Annotated in this window: 18 protein-coding genes and 3 pseudogenes; 11 read left to right on the forward strand and 10 right to left on the reverse strand. The window is 69.3% G+C overall.

The window, feature by feature from the left end; translation table 11 throughout:
* Positions 1-19: 19 nt before the first annotated feature.
* Positions 20-412 carry an SgcJ/EcaC family oxidoreductase gene (locus IEZ05_RS09205; RefSeq protein WP_189229514.1) on the reverse strand — a complete coding sequence of 131 codons (393 nt, stop codon included), beginning with the start codon at positions 410-412 and terminating at the stop codon, positions 20-22.
* 236 nt (positions 413-648) lie between these two features.
* On the opposite strand from IEZ05_RS09205, the gene IEZ05_RS09210 reads away from it, so the two are divergent.
* Positions 649-1,203, forward strand: a complete 555-nt coding sequence (locus IEZ05_RS09210) for a YceI family protein (RefSeq protein ID WP_373298735.1) — start codon at positions 649-651, stop codon at positions 1,201-1,203.
* Between the two features lie 67 nt (positions 1,204-1,270).
* On the opposite strand, the gene IEZ05_RS09215 is transcribed toward IEZ05_RS09210, so the two are convergent.
* Positions 1,271-1,744, reverse strand: a complete 474-nt coding sequence (locus tag IEZ05_RS09215) for a DUF6194 family protein (protein WP_189229824.1) — start codon at positions 1,742-1,744, stop codon at positions 1,271-1,273.
* A gap of 47 nt (positions 1,745-1,791) precedes the next feature.
* On the opposite strand from IEZ05_RS09215, the gene IEZ05_RS09220 reads away from it, so the two are divergent.
* Together IEZ05_RS09220 and IEZ05_RS09225 are read left to right on the forward strand one after the other, a co-directional pair.
* Entirely contained in the window at positions 1,792-2,541 is a 750-nt protein-coding gene (locus IEZ05_RS09220) for a MerR family transcriptional regulator (RefSeq protein ID WP_189229515.1), read from the forward strand.
* A gap of 129 nt (positions 2,542-2,670) precedes the next feature.
* Positions 2,671-2,943, forward strand: a complete 273-nt coding sequence (locus IEZ05_RS09225; RefSeq protein WP_189229516.1) for a DUF4190 domain-containing protein — start codon at positions 2,671-2,673, stop codon at positions 2,941-2,943.
* A 277-nt stretch (positions 2,944-3,220) separates the two neighbouring features.
* Here IEZ05_RS09225 and IEZ05_RS09230 read toward each other — a convergent pair whose 3' ends face one another.
* Both IEZ05_RS09230 and IEZ05_RS09235 read right to left on the reverse strand, forming a co-directional pair.
* Positions 3,221-3,664, reverse strand: a complete 444-nt coding sequence (locus IEZ05_RS09230) for a MarR family transcriptional regulator (RefSeq protein ID WP_189229517.1) — start codon at positions 3,662-3,664, stop codon at positions 3,221-3,223.
* Positions 3,661-4,155 (reverse strand): MarR family winged helix-turn-helix transcriptional regulator, encoded by a 495-nt coding sequence (locus tag IEZ05_RS09235; protein ID WP_189229518.1) that lies wholly within the window; start codon positions 4,153-4,155, stop codon positions 3,661-3,663. Before IEZ05_RS09235 ends, IEZ05_RS09230 begins: the two co-directional genes overlap by 4 nt.
* A gap of 138 nt (positions 4,156-4,293) precedes the next feature.
* Between IEZ05_RS09235 and IEZ05_RS09240 the strand changes: the two genes are divergently transcribed.
* Entirely contained in the window at positions 4,294-4,716 is a 423-nt protein-coding gene (locus tag IEZ05_RS09240) for a DUF6003 family protein (RefSeq protein WP_189229519.1), read from the forward strand.
* Between the two features lie 90 nt (positions 4,717-4,806).
* Complete coding sequence (locus IEZ05_RS09245; RefSeq protein ID WP_189229520.1) at positions 4,807-7,491, forward strand: SpoIIE family protein phosphatase; 2,685 nt, start codon at positions 4,807-4,809, stop codon at positions 7,489-7,491.
* Between the two features lie 35 nt (positions 7,492-7,526).
* Here IEZ05_RS09245 and IEZ05_RS09250 read toward each other — a convergent pair.
* Positions 7,527-7,736, reverse strand: a pseudogene (locus IEZ05_RS09250) (mycothiol transferase); the annotation flags it as partial.
* A gap of 79 nt (positions 7,737-7,815) precedes the next feature.
* Between IEZ05_RS09250 and IEZ05_RS09255 the strand changes: the two are divergent.
* A complete protein-coding gene (locus IEZ05_RS09255; protein ID WP_189229521.1) occupies positions 7,816-8,262 on the forward strand; it encodes a TIGR03618 family F420-dependent PPOX class oxidoreductase in 447 nt (148 codons plus the stop codon).
* Between the two features lie 135 nt (positions 8,263-8,397).
* Here the strand turns inward: IEZ05_RS09255 and IEZ05_RS36220 are convergent.
* A pseudogene (locus IEZ05_RS36220) lies at positions 8,398-8,796 on the reverse strand (STAS domain-containing protein); the annotation flags it as partial.
* A 150-nt stretch (positions 8,797-8,946) separates the two neighbouring features.
* On the opposite strand from IEZ05_RS36220, the gene IEZ05_RS09265 reads away from it, so the two are divergent.
* The 4 genes from IEZ05_RS09265 to IEZ05_RS09280 all read left to right on the forward strand — a co-directional run bounded on the left by IEZ05_RS09265 (position 8,947) and on the right by IEZ05_RS09280 (position 14,311).
* Positions 8,947-9,774 carry a PaaX family transcriptional regulator gene (locus tag IEZ05_RS09265; protein WP_189229825.1) on the forward strand — a complete coding sequence of 276 codons (828 nt, stop codon included), beginning with the start codon at positions 8,947-8,949 and terminating at the stop codon, positions 9,772-9,774.
* Between the two features lie 233 nt (positions 9,775-10,007).
* Positions 10,008-11,369, forward strand: a complete 1,362-nt coding sequence (locus IEZ05_RS09270; protein WP_189229522.1) for an MFS transporter — start codon at positions 10,008-10,010, stop codon at positions 11,367-11,369.
* Entirely contained in the window at positions 11,366-12,748 is a 1,383-nt protein-coding gene (locus tag IEZ05_RS09275) for an alpha/beta hydrolase family protein (protein WP_189229523.1), read from the forward strand. Before IEZ05_RS09270 ends, IEZ05_RS09275 begins: the two co-directional genes overlap by 4 nt.
* A 108-nt stretch (positions 12,749-12,856) precedes the next feature.
* Complete coding sequence (locus IEZ05_RS09280; RefSeq protein WP_189229524.1) at positions 12,857-14,311, forward strand: Yip1 family protein; 1,455 nt, start codon at positions 12,857-12,859, stop codon at positions 14,309-14,311.
* Between the two features lie 4 nt (positions 14,312-14,315).
* Here the strand turns inward: IEZ05_RS09280 and IEZ05_RS09285 are convergent, their stop codons facing one another.
* Positions 14,316-15,755, reverse strand: a complete 1,440-nt coding sequence (locus IEZ05_RS09285; RefSeq protein ID WP_189229525.1) for a hypothetical protein — start codon at positions 15,753-15,755, stop codon at positions 14,316-14,318.
* A gap of 329 nt (positions 15,756-16,084) precedes the next feature.
* Here IEZ05_RS09285 and IEZ05_RS37050 point away from each other — a divergent pair, with 329 nt between their 5' ends.
* The gene (locus IEZ05_RS37050; RefSeq protein WP_189229526.1) at positions 16,085-16,729 is read left to right on the forward strand and encodes a peptidoglycan-binding protein; all 645 of its coding nucleotides are present in this window, start codon (positions 16,085-16,087) and stop codon (positions 16,727-16,729) included.
* Positions 16,730-16,761: 32 nt separating this feature from the next.
* Here the strand turns inward: IEZ05_RS37050 and IEZ05_RS09295 are convergent, their stop codons facing one another.
* From IEZ05_RS09295 to IEZ05_RS09305, 3 genes and pseudogenes are all read right to left on the reverse strand, one after another.
* Complete coding sequence (locus tag IEZ05_RS09295; protein WP_189229527.1) at positions 16,762-17,970, reverse strand: DUF2235 domain-containing protein; 1,209 nt, start codon at positions 17,968-17,970, stop codon at positions 16,762-16,764.
* Between the two features lie 65 nt (positions 17,971-18,035).
* Positions 18,036-18,653: pseudogene (locus IEZ05_RS09300) on the reverse strand (N-acetylmuramoyl-L-alanine amidase); the annotation flags it as partial.
* A 128-nt stretch (positions 18,654-18,781) separates the two neighbouring features.
* Positions 18,782-18,985: a hypothetical protein gene (locus tag IEZ05_RS09305; RefSeq protein WP_189229529.1), complete on the reverse strand. Its 204-nt coding sequence runs from the start codon at positions 18,983-18,985 to the stop codon at positions 18,782-18,784.

Here is an 18,985-nt window from a genome sequence, read left to right on the forward strand (position 1 = left end):
AAGGCGGTGTTCCCCCGGCTCAGCCGACCTTCACCTCGGTGTTCTGGCACGCGTGCAGCAGCCACCTCCCGTCATCCTGCTTGGTCATGACGTAGAGCGGAGCGCCTTCCGTGTCGCCCGTCGCCGAGTGGTAGATCTGCCGGACCTTGACGGCCGCCACATCGGGCCGCAGGAACTGCATGTGCACGGCCTCGTAGGTGACCTCACCGTCCCAGCTCGCGGTGGGCAGCACGGCGCGCGTGAACTCGGCGATGGCATCGAAGCCGATGAGGACCTTGCCGTGGGCGGTCGTCCAGACGGCATCCGGATGGAACAGCGCGAGGAATCCCTCCGTGTCCTTGGCGCGCTGCGTGCGCTCGACGGTGGCCACGACCTGCTCGATGGAGTGGATGTCCGCGTTTTCGGTGGTCATGCGGATCACTCTGGTACCTCGAGTCGACTTGAGGTCAAGAGTGCGGCCACGGGCCGACCGGACGGCCCCCGGGTGCCGAGCGCGATCCGCCGGAGGCCCGACGGCACCTGGGTTCTGCACGTCCACCCCAGGGACGACAGGCCCGCGTGTCCGGTCTGCCGTGGAGCGGCCAAGCCCTAGCGTGGAGCGGCAATGATCCAGGCCGGCCGCCGGCATCCAAGCCCCACGGAGGAATCTTGACGACCACCGACCTCGCCGACCTCACCGGCGACTACGTCCTCGATCCCGCCCACAGCCGCATCGGCTTCGTGGCCCGCCACGCCATGGTGACCAAGGTCCGCGGTGCGTTCCACCAGTTCGAGGGCTCCGCCCACCTGGACGGCGCCGAGCCGGCCCGCTCCACTGCCCAGGTCGTGATCAAGACCGAGAGCATCGACACCGGCGTCGAACAGCGTGACCAGCACCTGCGGACCAACGACTTCCTCGACGCCCCCACTTACCCCGACATCACCTTCCGGAGCACCTCGGTCGAGCCGCGCTCCGACACCGAGTTCCGTGTCACCGGCGACCTCACCATCAAGGACACCACCCGTCCGGTCAGCATCGACGTCGAGTACACGGGCCGTGCCGTCGACCCCTTCGGCAACCAGCGGGTCGGTCTGGAGGGATCGGTGACCATCTCCCGCAAGGACTTCGGCGTGACCTGGAACGCGCCCCTGGAAGGCGGCGGCGTGCTGGTCGGGGACAAGATCGTCCTGGAGCTGGACGTCTCCGCGATCAAGCAGAGCTGACAGCGGCCGGGCCGGCCGGCCCGGCCCTTCGCGGCAGGGGCGGGAGCGGAACGCCGGACCGTGAGGGTCAGTCTCCAGTGGCTGTCTGTTCGTGTCGTCGCGCGAACCGGGCACGAGCGGCGTCGTGCGCGCTGCGCAGAAGCCGCAGAACGGTGTCCGTCGTCCGCTCGCCGGGTGTGACGACGCAGATCCAGCCGAGCTCGCCGTACACCGGGTGGGGCATCACCGTGTCGGCGGCCGCGTGGTCGCGAGAGCGGCTGAGGCTGCGTGGCGCCTCACCTGTGAGCTCCTGGAACGTCGCACGGTCGACGTGGATGTTCACACGCCAGCGGCCCGGAGGGTCGAGGTCGGAGGCGGTGTCGTCGGGGTAGTCCTTGGTGATGATCGTCCCGTACGGCTGGACGTTGTGAGGCACCTGGCCGTCGGGGGAGTAGTAGAAGAACGCGTCCCCCCACGCGATCTCGGGCGCGTCGCCTCCCGGCTCCGGGGCGAGGACGAGTGCGCCGTCGAAGGCTCGCACGGTCGCGATGATCTGTTCCATACTCATGGTTCAAGCATGACCTTCAAGTGCTTATGTGGGGTTGACCGGTGCGCGAGACCACGAACGGTTCGCAGCGAGTGCCGCTCCGGACGGTCGATGTCGCCAGAGACTCGGGGTACTCGGTGCAACAGGTTCGCGACCTGGAGCGGCTTGGCGTCATCCCGCCGGCCGCACGATCGAAGAACGGCTACCGCTCCTATACGCCGCTTCACGTGCAGGCTCTACGCGCCTACCGGGGACTTGCCTGTGCTGTCGGGCCGGTCGCGGCCCGGCAGATGCTCGCGGAGCTGCGAACAGCGACCATCGCGACGGCAGCCTCGGCGATCACCGCGGTACACGTCCGTCTCGCACGGGAACGGGATGAGGCTCTGCGCGCGCAACAGGCGCTGCGCGCGATCCGAACCGAAGCGGAGCCCGGCGAATTCGAGCGCGAGGGTGACGCCATGACGATCACCGAGCTCGCCGGCGCACTCGGGGTGCGTCCCTCGGCCCTGCGGTTCTGGGAACAGGAGGGGCTGGTCGTTCCCGAGCGGGTGACCTCACTGCGGGCACGTCGCTATGATCTCTCGGCGATCAGGGCGGCCCGGATCGTCGCGGCCCTGCGCGGCAGCGGCTACGGCATCCCCGCAGTGCGCGACATCATGGGGTCCCTGCACCGGATCGACGGCGTGGAAGAGACCCAACGCATCCTGCGGCAGCGTCTCGACCAGATCGCGGCGAGGACCGTGGCGCTCCTGCGTGCGGGCACTGATCTGGCGGCCGTCGTCATGTCCGCCGAGGATGCGCCGACCGCGTAGTACACGGCAACTTCCCAGCGGCCAGAAGTACTTGCCCTACGCGGCACAGGCATGCAACGGCCGGGAGGGGCAATCAGAAAGGAACCGAAGGAGTAAAAGAAGCCAACTGCGACAGTTTGGGAGATACCGATGTCGTCCTACAGCCGAACGAGCGCGCACAAGACGAGCCGGACGAGCGGGCTGGCGATCGCGGGTCTGGTCTGCGGCATCGTCGGCCTGTTCTTCCTGCCGATCATCCTCGGACCGCTGGCCATCATCTTCGGTGCCGTGGCGCTGCGTCAGACCGGCTCCGCGATGGCGAAGTGGGACATCGGCCTCGGAGTGGTCGACATCGTCCTCATGATCGTGATGTTCGCCGTCGCGGCCAACAACGGCGGCAGCTTCACCTGGAACATCGGCTGACCCTCCCCTCCACATCCACCCCTCACACCCGGCCGGGGGCCGCGCGGAATGCCGGCGCGGCCGTGGGCGTTGTGAGGGGTGTGGTTGTGAAGGGGACTGTGACCCCGGGCCTCATCTCATACCTGCGGGGACGATCGTTCGGCTGAAGCCCCGCAGTGCTTTCCGCCGCGGAGGCGACCGCCCTTCACAACCACCCCGGTGAACCGAGCCCGGGGAATGCCCTGCGGGTCGCCGCAGGGCCGTGACCGGCTCGCCCGGTGGTCAGGCGGTCAGGCGGTCAGGTGGTCAGCGCGGTGAGCTCCGCGTCGGCACGCTCGGTGACCAGGGCAAGCACGCGGCCGGCGGCCGCGAGGTCTTCGGCGGGGATTCCGCCCCAGATGCGGGCGGTGATGGGGGCGGTCTCCGCGCCGACGGCGGCGAGCAGCTCGCGCCCCGCTTCCGAGGGGCGCAGGTGCGCACCGTCCGCGACGAGAAGCTGCTCGGCCAGCAGTTCGTCGAGAGTGGCACGGACGGCGACCGGATCGGCCTTGAGGGAGCCTCGGACCTGGGTGACGAGATCGTCCACCGTCTGCGGGGTGCCGGCGGTGACGGCGGCGCGCAGGGCGATCTGCTGCTGGAACGTGACGCCGTGCCGGGCCAGGACGTGCTCCAGGATGCCGCGGGCGGCGTAGTGGGCCAGGCCGAGGGCGCGCGAGTCGGCGACGGGTGCGGTGGTGGTCATGGTGTGGTCCCCTCAGTGCTTTCGTCGTTCGGTACGGAAGGTGCGAGAGGTGCGTCGAGCAGGGCCCTCAGTTCGTCCGTGAACGCGCGCGTCCGTGCGGACTCGAGGCCGTCGAGCGGCTCCAGCAACTGGTCAAGCAGTTCGTGGACCACCGCGATGGCCTGCCGCGTGACGGTCCGGCCTTGCTCGGTGAGGGCGAGCTGCACGGCGCGCGGGTCGCGGGGATCGCGGGTGCGCTCGATCAGGCCGGCCGACTCCAGGGCGCGCGCCAGCTTGGAGACGTACAGCGCCTCCAGGCCGGTGTGGTCGGCGAGCCGGCGCTGACTGGGCCGCTCACCGGTGCGCTGCATGCCGTACAGCGATGCCACCAGTGAGTACTGCGCGTGTGTGAGGCCGAGCGGAGCCACGGCGCGATCGACCGCGACGCGCCACTTGTTGGCGAGCCGCCAAACCAGGAAGCCGGGCGTGTGGCCGGGTGAACCCTTGCTCATGGAAATAGAGTACATGGCTACTATGTCCATGGCTACTATTCGCGGGGGTCGAAGAAGATCACCCCGATGAGGCGGCCCGGGGTGGGTATAGGGAAGGCCTGCGGACCAGACCCGCCTGCCCCTCTGAGGAAAGAGAAGATGACCGACGACGCCTACCTCGTTCTGCTGGACGGCCCGGACCTGACACTCGGAACGCCCCCCGCGGCTCTCGGGGAGCTGACCTGCATGCAGACCCCCGCCGTGCGCGCCTGGCTCGACGCGCAGGGTGTCACCGCCTCGTCCCCTGAGCTGCGCCTGCTGCCGCCGGAGGAGACGCGGTCCATTCCGGAGGGCGCCGAGCGGCTGCCCGTCCCCCTCGGCGAGGACGAACTGAGCCGTCTGCGCCACCATGCCGCGCCGGAGGACGTCGCACGGCTGGAGGAGGAACTGCTGGCGTACCGATCCTGCGCGGACGGCCGCGAAGCCCTGCTCACCCGCGCGCTGGCGGCGGGCGTGCCGGCGCACCGCATCGCGGAACTGACCGGCGAGGACCTGGCCACCGTCAAGGCGATCGCCCGCTGACACCGCCAAGGCCTCGCCGCCGCCCCGGCCGGGATGCCGCGCCCCTCTCTTGTCGGGCGATACCTGACCAATAGGTGCTAAAACTGGTGAATGCGTGAGGGGACGAGCGGCGCGTCACCGAGACCACGGAAACTGGGGCTGCACAGCGTTGCTGCGCAGGTCTTCGTGCTGCAGTTGCTGGTGGTGCTGCTGCTGGCCGCGCTGAGCGTCATCACCCTGGTGTACGAGACACGGAGCCAGGCGGTGCGCGGTGCGCGCCACGAAGTGCTCGCCGTGGCGGCGGGCTTCGCGAGTTCTCCCGGTGTCGCGGCGGCTCTGCAGGGCCCGGATCCGACAGCGGCACTGCAGCCGATGGCCGAAAGGGCACGTCGGACCGCAGGCGTGGACTTCGTCGCCGTCCTGAGCCGGGACGGTGTCCGCTACACCGACGCCCGGCCCGACCTGATCGGCAAGCGAGCGAGTGGCGATTTCAGCCGGGCACTCGCCGGCGAGTCCTACACCGAACTGTTCAGAGGAGCGCCGACGGACGCCGTGCGCGCGGCCGTGCCGGTCACCGACGCGGACCGGAGGGTCGTGGGCATCGTCACGGCCGGCCTGGAGATCAGCACGGTGAGCAGCACCTTCTACCGGCAACTTCCGCTGCTGGCAGCCGGTGCCGCAGGTTCACTGGCGTTGGCCACGGGCGCGGCGTGGCTGGTGAGCCGGCGGCTGCGCCGGCAGACGCACGGGCTCGGGCCGACCGAGGTGACGCGCATGTACGAGCACCATGACGCGGTGCTGCACGCGGCGCGCGAGGGAGTCCTGGTGATCGGGGAGGACGGCCGGTTGCTGCTGGTCAACGACGAGGCACGGCGGCTGCTGCACCTGCCCGCGGATGCGGAACAGCGGCCGCTGCGCGACCTCGGCCTGCCTGCCTCGATGGCGCGGCTCCTGGCGTCCGGGCGGAGTGTGGACGATGCCGTTCAGCTGGTGGGCGGCCGCTTGCTCGCGGTCAATGTGCGCCGGACCAGCCGCGACGGGGGCGGTTTGACCAGTGGCGTCGCCACACTGCGTGACACCACCGAGCTCCGTGCCCTCGCCGGGCGAGTGGACGTGGCACGCGAGCGACTGGAACTGCTGTACCGGGCGAGCGCGGAGATCGGCAGCACCCTGGACGTGGTGCGCACCGCCGAAGAGCTGGCGGATCTCGTCGTCCCGCAGTTCGCGGACGTGGTCACCGTCGACCTCTTCGACCCGGTGCTGCGCGGGGACGAACCCGCACCGGGCGTCGCGTCCTCGGTACGGCGCGCGGCGCTGCGCGGTGCGGTCGAGGCCTGGCCCTGGCCCGAGGCGGGCAGCAGCCGGGAGTACGGGCCGCTCGCCCAGCAGCGGCAGGCGACCGTGGGTGAGGACGCTGTTGTGGTGCCTGATCTGGCACGGTCACAGGACTGGCGGGTACCGGATCCGGAGGGCGCGCGGCGCGTTCTCGAACTGGGCTTCCACTCACTCATCACGGTGCCGCTGCGTGCGCGGGGAGTCGTGCTGGGCTTCGTCATGTTCTGGCGCGGTCGTCTCCCTCCGTTCCAGCCGGACGACGTATCCCCCGCGGAGGAACTGACGGCCCGCGCGGCGGTGTGCATCGACAACGCGCGCCGCTACACACGGGAGCACGCCACCGCCGTGTCGCTTCAGCGCAGCCTGCTGCCGCGGGACCTGCCCCGACAAGATGCCGTGGAGGTGGCCCACCGCTACCTCCCGGCCCGGTCAGGTGTCGGGGGTGACTGGTTCGACGCCATCCCCCTGTCCGGGGCCCGGGTGGCCCTGGTGGTGGGCGACGTGGTCGGGCACGGTCTGCAGGCCGCGGCCACCATGGGCAGACTGAGAACCGCGGTCCTCAACTTCTCGGCTCTCGATCTGCCCCCGGAAGACCTCCTCTTCCATCTCGACCAACTCGTCAAACGCCTGGACGCCGCAGATCAGTCAGGTGGCGAGGAGCAGGCCGTCACCGGCGCGACCCTGCTGTACGCCGTCTACGATCCGACCAACGGCCGGTGCGCCCTGGCCGCTGCCGGGCACCCACCGCCCGCACTCGTCCTGCCCGACGGCTCGGTCGAGTTCGTCGACGTGCCGGCGAATCTGCCACTCGGGCTGGGGAGCGTTCCTTTCCAGACCGCCGAGATCGCCCTTCCGGCAGGAAGCCGCCTGGTTCTCTACACCGACGGGCTGGTGGCGAGCCGGAGCAGGAACATCGACACCGGACTGGAGCTGCTGCGGTCGGTCCTCGCCCACACGGGGCCGAGCTGCGAGAGCACGTGCGGTACCGTCATCGACGCCATGGTGCCGGACAGGTCGCGCGACGATGTCGCCCTGCTCGTGGCGGCCACCCGTCGGTTCCCGGCCGAGGACATGGCTCAGTGGGAGGTTCCCTCCGACTTCGCAGCCGTCGGTGCCGTCCGCGCCCAGTGCATGCGGCAACTGGAGAGCTGGGGACTCGACGACACGGGTTTCACCACCGAACTCGTCCTCAGTGAACTGATCACGAACGCCGTACGGTACGGCGCACCGCCCGTCACCGTCCGACTCCTTCGGCACCACGTCCTGATCTGCGAGGTGTGCGACGCGAGCAGCACCGCGCCGCGCGTGGTCCAGGCAGCCGAATTCGACGAGGGCGGGCGGGGCCTGTTCCTCGTGGCTCAGCTCGCCGATCGGTGGGGCGTGCGGTACACCGAACACGGCAAAGTCATCTGGACCGAGCAGTCGCTCGCCCAGGTCTCAGACCTGCGGGCCGAGGGCTGAGCGACTGCCGGGACCCGCGGCGGGCTGCTGGGGGATCAGCGGCCGGTCGTGCCGTCGGCGAGCTCCCGGAGGATGTCCGCGCGGCCCGCGTGGCGGCCTGTCTGCTCGATCATGTGGGCGAGCGCCCAGCGGAGGCTGGGAGCGGGGCGGTCGGGCCGCCGTCGGGGGACCGGTGAGGCGAGGCTGGGGTACGCGTCGAACGCCTCGTTCACCCGCCCGACCGCGTCTCGGTGGCGGGCGAAGATAGGGCCTGTGGGCCGCGAATGGCTCTCCGTGCTCACCGGTCGCCCCAGCCTTGCCGATCATGGTTGGTAGCCTCGCGGAATGACCGCGATGTTCGATGAAGCCGTCCGTGCCCGCCTGCAAGCCCCCAACATCTGGTACGTCGGCACCGTGTTCGCCGACGGGGCGCCGCAAGTCAGCCCGATGTGGGTGGACTTGGAGGGGGAGGGAGAGCTGTCCTTCAACACGTCGGTGGGCCGGGTGAAGGAGGAGAACCTGCGCCGTGACCCCCGTGTGTACCTGTCGCATGCCGACGCCACCGATCCCTTCGACCGTGTGCAGATCAGTGGTGTGGTGTCCCGCTTCGTCGAGGGCGAGGAGGCACACGACCGGATGGACCGGTTGGCCCGGAAGTACCTGGGCAGTGAGCGCTTCGAATGGATCATGCCGGGGGAGCGGCGCGTCGCGGTGATCGTACGACCGGTCAAGGTGCGGCACATCGTCGGGGTGGAGCGATTCCGGCCGGGCGGTCCTGTCCCCGGATCCTGACCCGCGGGCAGTGATCGCAGCGTCGCCGCCGGCAGGAGACGACCGCCATGACTCGGACGTCGCCTCCGCAGGCGACTCTGCCGCCGACGCCTCCGGGTGCGAAGTCGTCAGATGCTCGTAGGTACCGGTGAGGTCGAGCAGGCGCTGCAGTGCGGGGCCGATGTTGTCCGGGTGGAAGCTGATGCGGTCCCGGCACGCCAGACGGTGTATCAGCAGCAGGACGGACAGCCCCGTGGAGTCGACCGCGCCCAGTTCCCGGCAGTCCAGCCGAAGTTCCCGCGCGTCCGGGTGCTCGTGCAGGGCCCGCTGAGCGGCGTGGAGCACCGCGTCACCGTTGTCGTAGGTCAGGGGCGGGCGGTGAGCGCGGTGCGTCCGGCGTCGAGAGGACGGCGGGTGCGGGGAAAATCGCGCAGTTGTTCTTCCAGTGGGGCCAGGCCCGGCAGGATGGAACGGCCGGCACGCCGCGGGCTGCGAGGATGTCGACGACGTGGGCGATGTCAGCAGCCTGCCAGGCCCCGTGGAGCACCCCGCCATCAGAGAATCCGGAGGGCCGACCGGGCGAGCACCGCTCAGGGCGACGAAGACGAGCCGTGAGAAACGACGTCTGGGCACACGACCCTCGGCCTTTCGGCCTCCCGACCGTCGTGCAGGGCGCGCCTCGGCCGGAGGTACCGTGGCCGCGTGATGCGTGACGACTCGCTGCGGCCGCAGTCCCTGATGCTGACCTTCCTGGGCGACGAGATGCTGGGCCGGGACGTCTGCGTGTACTCCGGCAGCCTGATCGACGTCTTCGCGCGGGCCGGGATCGGTGAGCAGGCGACCCGTTCGACGCTGACCCGCATGGTGGGCCGGGGACTGCTGCGCCGCCAACGCGAGGGCCGCCGTATGTACTTCGGGGTGACCGAGCGCGCGGAAGCCGTGCTGCGCGACGGCGAGCGGCGCGTCTGGCACACCGGCGCCGTCAACCGGCAGTGGGACGGTACCTGGACGATGCTCGGCTTCTCGCTGCCGGAGTCCTGGCAGCGCCAGCGGCACGACCTGCGTTCCCAGCTGACCTGGGCCGGATTCGGGCCGCTGTTCAACGGGCTGTGGATCGCGCCCGGCGAGGTCGACGTGTCGTCGCTGGTGGCGGAGCTGGGCCTGTCCGCCCACGTCAAGGTGTTCCGTGCGCGCGCCGACGCCGGCATGGACATCGGCGCGATGATCGAGGAGACCTGGGAGCTGCCCGACCTCTCGGCGTCGTACGAGGCCTTCGTCCGGCACTGGCAGCCCTGTGCGGAGCGGACGCCGGACGGCGACGAGGCGCTTGTGCTGCGGCTGCGGATGCAGACCGAGTGGCTCGGGCTCATCCGCCGCGACCCCCGGCTGCCGGTCGAGCACCTCCCGGACGACTGGCCGGCCGAGCGGGCCGAGAAGACGTTCCGGACGGTGCACGACCGGCTGACCCCGCCCGCCCGGGACGCCGCGCGGCGGCTCCTCGACCTGGTGCCCGTGCGCGAGGCTCACGCGTAGGAGCGCGACAGGCTCCGAGTACCGCCGCCCTCGGAGCCGAAGTTCAGCGCCCCGCTCACGAGTCGGGGCTGCGCCCGCCCCACGGCCCACTCGACGCGGCGAAGCATGAAACCCGCACGCGCCGCTGATCCGGCGCCGACGTCTCCCCTGATGTTGTGCAAATTATTGACGGCTGAAGATTTACTGCCTAACTTCACCGTACCGGCACCGTCCCGTCCCCCAGGGAGCTCACCGTGCAGCCGTCCCCCTCCCCCCGCCAACCATCACCGGAACACCGGCAGTTGCGCCGCGTCGCGCTGTCCGGCCTGCTCGGCACCACCGTTGAGTTCTACGACTTCCTCGTCTACGGCACCGTCGCCGCGCTCGTCTTCGGCGAGCTGTTCTTCCCCGGTGCCGACCCCGCGGTCGGCACCATCGCCGCCTTCGGCACCTTCGCCGCGGGCTATGCGGCCCGCCCCCTGGGCGGCATCGTCTTCGGCCACTTCGGCGACCGCATCGGCCGCAAGTCGATGATGCTGCTGACCATGGCCCTGATGGGCGGCGGCAGCTTCCTCATCGGGCTGCTGCCGACGTACGGCGCGATCGGCGTGTGGGCACCGGTGCTGCTGGTCGCCCTGCGCGTCGTACAGGGGATCGCGATCGGTGGCGAATGGGGCGGCGCGACCCTGATGGTCGTCGAACACGCCGAAAGCACTCAGCGTGACCGGCGCGGCCTGTGGTCCAGCTTCACCCAGCTCGGCGCCCCGCTCGGCTCCGTGCTCTCCGCCGGCGTCGTCGCCCTCGTCTCGGCCCTGCCCGACGACGACTTCCGCTCCTGGGGCTGGCGGGTGCCGTTCCTGCTCAGCGTCGTCCTGCTGGCCGTCGGCCTGTTCGTACGGCTGAAGGTCGCGGAGAGTCCGCTGTTCGCGCAGGGCAGGCGGGAACCGGCGACCCGGCCGCCGGTCCTGGAGGTGCTGCGCCGGCCGAAGACCGTGCTGCTGGCCGCCTGCGTAGGCATCGGCGCGTTCACCGCGCAGTCGCTGCTGACCGGCTTCATGATCTCGTACGCCGTCGACCAGGGCTACAGCCGCCCGCAGGTCCTCACCGCGGTGACCGTCGCTTCCTGCACGGCCCTCGCCGTCCTGCCGGCCGCCTCCGCGCTCTCCGACCGGATCGGCCGCCGCCCCGTCGTCCTCGCCGGCGCCGTCGCCTGCGCCGCCCTCGCCTTCCCGGTGCTCGCCCTGGTGGACTCCGGTTCGCCCGGCCTGCTGATCCTCGCCCTGGTCCTCGGCCACGGCATCGCCCAGTCCACGATGTACGGGCCGCTCGGCGCGTTGCTCACCGAGCTGTTCGGCACCGAGGTCCGCTACACCGGCGCCTCGCTCGGCTACCAGGCGGCAACCCTGATCGGCGCCGGATTCTCACCGCTGATCGCGAGCAGCCTCGTCGCCTCGTCCGGCGGCGGCAGCACACCCGTCGCCCTGCTGCTGTGCGCCGGCGCCGCGGTCACCGGCGTCACCGTGTGGCGGATGCGCGAGACGCACACCGCCCGCCTCGACACCTCCGCGCCGCGGGCCGCCGCACCGTCCCCCGCACCGGAAGGAACCCCCCGTTGAGAACCCGTCTGGCCCTGTCGACCGCCGCCCTGCTCGCGGTGACCGCCCTGCCCGCGCAGGCCGCCGCTCCCGCCGACGCCCACGTCGAGGGACGGCTCCCCTCCGGGGCCGCCTACGTGATGGACGTGCCCGTCGGCTGGAACGGCACCGTCCTGCTCTACAGCCACGGCTACACACCGTCCGGCTCCCCGAACCCGGCCCGCAACGCGCCCGACGCCGACACCCGCGGCAAGCTGCTGGCGGCAGGGTACGCGCTCATCGGCTCGTCCTACGCGACGACCGGGTGGGCCCTGACGGAAGCGGTTCCGGACCAGCTCGCCACGCTGGACCTGTTCACCGAGCGGTACGGCACGGCCGCGCGGACGCTCGCCTGGGGCACCTCGTACGGCGGCCTCGTCACCACGGCACTCGCCGAGCGGCACGGCGACCGCTTCGACGGCTCGCTGTCGATGTGCGGCCTGGTGCAGGGCGGCGTCGCCAACTGGAACAGCACGCTGGACCCCGTGTTCGCGCTGCGCACCCTGCTCGCCCCCGGCTCCGGCGTCCGGCTCACCGGATTCACCGGCCAGGGCGACGCCCGCGCCGCCTCCGACGCACTGACGGCGGTGACCGACGCCGCGCAGCGCACCCCCGAGGGCCGCGCCCGCATCGCCCTGGCCGCCGCCCTGCACAACATCCCCGGCTACAACACCGCCACCCAGACCGAACCCGGCCCGACGGACTGGGCCGGCCGGCAGGCAGGCCAGTACGCGGCCGTCCGCGGACTCCTCCAGCAGCCCGCCTTCGGCTGGCGGCAGGAGGCGGAGAGCCGTGCCGGCGGCAACCCGTCCTGGAACACCGGCGTCGACTACACCGCCATGCTGCGCCGGTCGCCGCTGTTCAAGGAGGTGAGCGAGCTGTACAAGGAGGCGGGAGCGTCCCTGCGGGCCGACCTCGCCGCCCTGAACCGCGCGCCACGGATCGCCGCCGACCCCGATGCCGTGCGGTGGATGAGCCGCACCAGCGCGCTCACCGGCCGGCTGTCCGATCCCCAGCTGATGATCCACACCACCGGCGATGCGCTGATCCCCGTACAGGCCGAGAGTGCCTACCGGCGGGCCGCCGGCGCCGCGGGCTCCGGTCCGCTGCTGCGGCAGGCGTACGTCGACGGCCCCGGCCACTGCACCTTCACCCCGGGCGAGATGGCCGGCGCCCTGCACGCGCTGGAACACCGCCTGGACACCGGGCGCTGGGACACCTCGCCCACCACCCTCAACGCCCTCGCCGACGCGGCGGATCCGGCGTCCGAGCCCCGGTACCTCCCGTACCACCCGGGCCCGTACCCCCGCCCCTACGACCTGGCCCACCCGGGAGACGCCCGGCGGACAGTGGCCCGCTAGGGCACCGAGCGCTTCGGGCCGGTTCGTGCGCCCGTCGGGGCGACCCGCCTGGAGGCAAACGGGGTGGCTCCGCGTGCATGATGCCTGCACCGGTCCGAGTCTGTGGTCATGAGCATCCGTCCATGGGTCATCGTGGAGCCGCCGGACAGTCGTGGTCTTCGTCGCGTCACCATTGGCGGCGAGACGGTCGGAGTTGCGTGGTCACCGGCCGGGCTGCGCAGGATACTCGCCCGTCACGGTTGCGCCGAGAACGTGGATTGGGACGATCCGGCATCCATATGCTGGCGCGGGGGCGACAGCAGGACATGGCCCGACCGGCCTTGGAGAAGGCGCTCGGCCATGTCACTCATGATGGCCGGGCTGCTCGCTTCCATGGTTTTCAACGCGGTCATCGGGTGGCCGGACGCGTCGGGGGCCCTCACCTTCGCGCAGCGCATCACCGGAGTCCTGTTCGTCCTCTCGGGTGTGGCACTGGGCATTGCGGCGATCGCGACATTCGACTACTGGGGAAGGCGACAGTTCAAGGCGTCCGGAGCGATTGTCCTGCTCGGGGTGATCACGGTAATGGCCACTGACAGCCTCCTCCTTCTCCTCTGGTTCGAAGAGCGGGAGTACACGCGTTACCTGCTGATCTACCTCCCCGCTCTGTGCTGGGCCATATGGGCGCTTTATCTTCTCGTGCGCAAAAAGTCGTGGAAAGGGATACCCCAGCCCAAGAGGTTCGCGGCCGGGGTGGTCGCCACGGCACTCCTGACGGCTGTCAGTCTTGCGTATTCCACGATGTACCAGCCTGCGGCCGCCCCGATGCATTTCGCTCTGAAGGCAGAATTCGGCAAGGCGTGGGAGGACAACAACCTTCCCTTCGTGCATGTCCCGCTGACGCTGTACATGAAAAACACCGGAGGGATTCCGGTGTACATCATCAATGACATCTACACGGTCCGTGGAAGGGTTGCCCTGTATTCCGAAGAGGGGCAGGACATGATGACCGAATGGAGGGAGAGCGTAGGGAAGCAGGGGACGCGCGAGGGGGAGGCCGATCTCTACGTCGACCAGCTCGAATACACCACAATAAGCAGCGGAAGGTTCTACGACTCCGGCAATTCGCTCGACGTGGGGCAGGAGTACGCATTGAAGCGTGTATTCCAGCTTCCCAAGGACGTCGGTTATGACACGGTGAGTGTCGAATTGCAGATCTCGTACATGAGAAGGGATCGGGGAAGGATCGATGTGGAGGAGTTCAGATCCCCTCATCCTTCGTGGAACGCGCGTGACCGGCGCTACTACTGTGAACCGGCGATCTGCGGAAGTCAGCTCGTATACCGTGGAAGAGTGCGGCACAACAACAATCTCATCAATGTGACGCGCAAACCACGCTATGTGACGGCTGTCTGGTCTCCCGGAGGTCTGTTCATCTCTTCTATTTCGTCCTTCCCCTTCGACTTCTCCGGAGTGGGTGACTACGGTGAAGAACGGAGAGAACTCGAGAGATACGGAGCTGCGCGGGCCCGGGCCGACTCAGAGATATCCGTGGCCGAACTGCTGCGTTCTGCCGGTGTCTGAGCGATCACTCGCCGGTCTTCGTGAGCCAGCTTCCCACCGTGACCCCGTATTCCTCCTCGACATAGGTGGCAGTCTGCTTGCAGGCCAGGGCAGATCCTCCGAGGGTTCCGAACAGTTTGTCCTTCGGTACGATCTCGGCCAGCTCGGTGATGAGCGGTACGACTTCGAACGAACCATGGGTGTGCTCGTTGTTCCGCAGCTGGGCGAGGACGTCGAGCGCGTCGTCGCTCTTTTCCTTCGCCTTCCAGAAGTCCTTGACCCCTTCGTCCTCCCACTGCGGGGGAACCAGCTTCTTCAGCCCTCGCATGAGGGCCGACTCAGGGGTGGACTCGAATATGGCACTGGTGCAGAAGGCGGCGGCCTTGCCGAGCGACTCCTCCGGGCGCTCCTGGGCGGAGGCGGATTCTTCCTGCTGGTCCTTCATGCGAGCGGATGTGTCCTTCAGTTCTTTTTCGGCCTCCGACCGCTCATCCTTCGACGTCTCAGAATCGTTGATCTTCTTCAACAGTGCACTTACCTGCCGGGTGATGGCCGCTAGTTGTGCCCGTTCCTTCGGCGGTGTCCTGCGGTCGCGCATGATGTCATGAGAGGCGCCCACCGCAACCAGAGTCGCCTCAGGCGAATCCTGGCTCGCGGCTGTCGAGCCGGCCTGTGACCCGTGGCTCGTCTCCACCGCGGAGGTCGTGTCCTTCACTGACGTGATCATCTGTCCCCGCACGCCTTGCGGAGTCTTGGGGTCACAGATCATGTCCAGGGTGGATGTGGTGCGTTTGACCACCAGGATGAGCATGGACCGCTCTTCGGCCGGCATCCGGGGATCGCTGACCGTCTCGAGCGTCGACGTCACCTGCTTGACGATCGATGTCAACTCTTTCCGCAATTCGGGAGGCGTTCGCGGGTCCATGATGGCCGCCAGCGCGGTGGACAGATTCTTCGCGCTCTCGACGACTGCCTCCCTGTCCTGGGGCAACGTCCTCGGATCCTCGACCGCGCTGACGATCGAGATCAGTTTGTCCACGGTCGACGCGAGTTCTTGTGGAACTTTTTCCTTTTCCTCGTTCAGGGTCGTCGTCGCCTCGTCGATGTCCGCCTTCTGCTCCGGCGGGGGTTCGGTGGTCTGTTCGTCCGTGTCGCCGTGGTCCGACGGCTCGGACGTGTCGGTGGTCCCGCTCGGCGTGGACGAGGGAGACGTCGTGGGGTCCGTCGGTTCGCTCGGTCCGGTGTCCGCAGGCGAGGAGGGGGACGTTTTCTCGTCGGTCGGATCACTCGGTGTGGGAGTGGGAGAAGGGGGGTCGGTCGTCCGTGCCGCACGTTCGGCATGACCACCGTTCACACTCTGCGCTTCTGCCGCGGAGATCGTCAGACCGGTCGGCAACACGAACGCCGCAGACAGAATGCATGCGCTGGCCGCGTGAGCGACGTGTCGCGGAGAGATTTTGGCCATGATGGTTCCAGATGCGCTGGGCGCTTCGGGAGCTGGAAGGATGCAGAGCCGATACGGAATCCACCCTTCACCCGTCCGGCGCATCTCGCAACGGGAGTAACAGGCCGCAGCGGGCCATCCCGGCGATGAGGTCGGGGTTTGCGGGCGTCTTGCGTCAAGCGCATGGTGGAAGTAGGGCGACTGTGACAGCGATCGACCGGCGTCCTCGTCGTCCGGCAGCCTCCATGTAACCGAGGAGGCACGGCGGTTGGTCAGTCCCGCACGTCGTTCGGAAAACACCGGATCGCGGACCGCGACAGTACATCTGGCGCCGTTGAAAGGAGAGGGCCATGCCTGCGCTGGCGCCATTCCCAGGAGCGACTTTCTTCCACAAGGGACAACGCAGTCCTGTGATCGCCTCGATGGGCAAACGCCTGGTGACGGAAGGATGCGGCAAGTACCGGACGGGTCCCGGTCCCGAGTGGACGGACGCCGACAAACAGTCGTACGCCGCTTGGCAGCGCAAGATCGGATTCGAAGGGGCCGAAGCCGACGGCATTCCGGGCAAGACCTCCTGGGACCGGCTCCGCGTCCCGGCGTCGTCACCGGGTCCTGGCAGCCGCGTCGCATCTCCGGTATCGGAACACCGCGTCACGACCGCCTACCGGGTGGAGGGACCTCACTGGAGTCTGGGCTACCACACCGGCGCGGACTACGCCGCTGCGAAGGGCACACCCTGTGTCGCGGTGCTCGGCGGTTCCATCGTCCGCAAGGGCCACGACGGCAGTTTCGGCGACTTCCTCGTCCTGCGTGCCGGCAAGTTCGACTATTGGTACTGCCACCTCTCCGTGCAGACCGTGAAAGCAGGTCCGGTCAAGGCCGGCCAGAAGATCGGGGAGGTCGGCTCCACCGGCAACGCCACCGGCCCTCATCTCCACTTCGAGAAACGCCCGGCCGGTGGCGGCTTCGGATCCGACGTGACGCCCACCTGGTGACCGCAGGAGAGGAGGAGCCGCTCAGAGCCCTGTCACGTGGAGCGGTCGAGTCCGTCGTGCGTGTCGACCGCCGCTCCCGGACCGGTCGGCGCCGGTGGCATGGGCGGCAGGCCCGCGGAGAGGCCCGGCAACAGGACGGGCTCCAGCCGGATCCGTTCCTGTCGGCTCAGACAGCGCACCAGCTCCGGCGGACGATAGTCCGGGTTCCGGTCGTAGCGCTCCTTCGCGGGCACCGAGAGGAACTCGTTGCCGTCGGGCTCGCCGGCGTCGTTCACCGCCTCCCCGAGCGGCCGGTGCAGCGGCTCGGCCAGTCGGTACATGCCCGTACGTGAGTCGTGGAGCGAGCCCGAAGCGTCCGGCCGTACGCGGAAGTCGACGCTCTCCCGAGGCTGCATGACCGGTGGTCCGGCCGTGCTCAGCACATCGGCGTCGAACTCCAGCCCGTGTCTGCGGGCTTGGTCGGCCATCCACAGGAGCGTGATGTCGGACAACCCCGTTTCCTTGTACCCGCCACCGACATCGCAGTGGACCCCGGCGAACCACACCTGCTTCAGCTCCTGGCCCGACGCCGCTGAACCAGCCTTCTGGTGCCACAGCGTCGGCCGGAACGCCGACCGCTGTTCGTCGGTGGCCAGTGCGTGGAAGGCCGCCTTGACCCAGCTGCTCAGCTCGGTGTCGTGGAACGCCCAGCGGTGGTTGAACCGGGTCGCCGTCGACTGCAGCCACGTCGTGTCCGGAACGGGGATACCCAGCGCGCCGACCGTGTCCCACACGCCGACGAATCTGATCTCCGTCTCGTACGCGTACGATCGGCGGAACAGCGTGGCGGCAGCGCCGTTCGGTCGCTCCATCCGGTCACGGTACAGAGCCCAGGCCTCAGGGATCCGGTCGGCGTGGTCCCGGCGCAGGATGCCGCTGTTGCGTACCAGCCCCGCCAGACTGCGAGCGGTGAACGCACCGCGGCTGAAGCCGAACAGGAACAACTCGTCGTCGGGCTCGTACGCTTCGACGAGGAACCGGTAGGCGTCCACGACGTTCCGGGACAACCCCACACCGAACGCGCCGCCCCGCAGGCGCTCCCCCCGCCGGCTGCCGACACCGCTGTGGTAGTAGACGCGTTGCTCCCTACCGGCGGCGGACCCGGCGCGCACGGACAGGGCGACCTTGGCGACGTTGGTCTTGCTCGGCTGGTCCGCGACATTCCATGTCCCGTCGCAACAGACAACCAGACGCGTGGCCATGACCATCCCTCCTTGGGAAATCCTCAGAACGGTTCGCACACCCTGTACGGGTCACCAGAGCCCTAGGGACCGGCGTGGGTTCCGGCCAGGACGGCGCTCAGGCGGTTCTTGATCCGGCCACGCATCGAGGCCATGGTGAAGCCCTTGGGGTCGATCTTGCCGGGCTGCCACTCCAGGTGGCCGATCACACTGCGCTCGGTCCAGCCGTGTGCCCGGCAGACAGCGGCGGCCGCCTTCGCGATCGCCTCCAGCTGTACCTCGGGCCAGGGGTCGGCGCCGTCGCCGAGGTTGATCGCCTCGAAGCCGTAGAAGCGCTGGTTGCCGTCCGTGTTGGCCTCGTTGTCGGGTGGCAGGGCACCCTCGTCGATCACTGCGCGCAGGACGTCGCCGTCACCGAGCCCGGCGTGATTGGCGCGGCCGTTGCCGACCAGGTGCACGGTGCCGTCCTTGGCGATGACTCCGTGGCACAGCGGCCCGGGCAGGGCGGAGTGGCCGTCGTAACACAGTTGGACGCTGCTCGACGTGCCAGAGGTGACCGTGTGATGGATCATCACCCCGTTCACGGGACCCCAGGGGCCCTTGTGGTTGCGGTTGTGGGTGCGCCACGACCGGTGCTCGACGACGGTGAGCCCTTCGGCGCGCAGCGAGTCGAGGAACCGGTCTGCTGACATGGGGGTGGCCATGGCTTCCTCCTCGTGGGTGCAGTGCACAGGAGATCTCCTCGACGGGAGACGATCCGTGGGGAACTCCCAGGAGCGACTCTTCCGGCCGGTGCGTCACCGTCGTGTGACGGTCGCGTGGCCCCGGACCGTCACCCTCCGTCGGGGTCGGCGGTCATCTCCTCCAGCCATTCCCGGACCACCCGGCACACGGCATCGGTCCGGGTGAGCGTCATGCTGCGCTCGACGCCCGCCGCGATGTCGGCGGTCACGCGGACGTGCGCCCGCAGGGGCTGAGCGGAGCCTTCCTCCGCCCAGACCCGGATGATCATCACGCCGGTGCTCGATGCGGTCAT

Origin of the sequence: Streptomyces flaveolus, from assembly GCF_014648815.1 — a bacterium.
Classification (GTDB): domain Bacteria; phylum Actinomycetota; class Actinomycetes; order Streptomycetales; family Streptomycetaceae; genus Streptomyces; species Streptomyces flaveolus.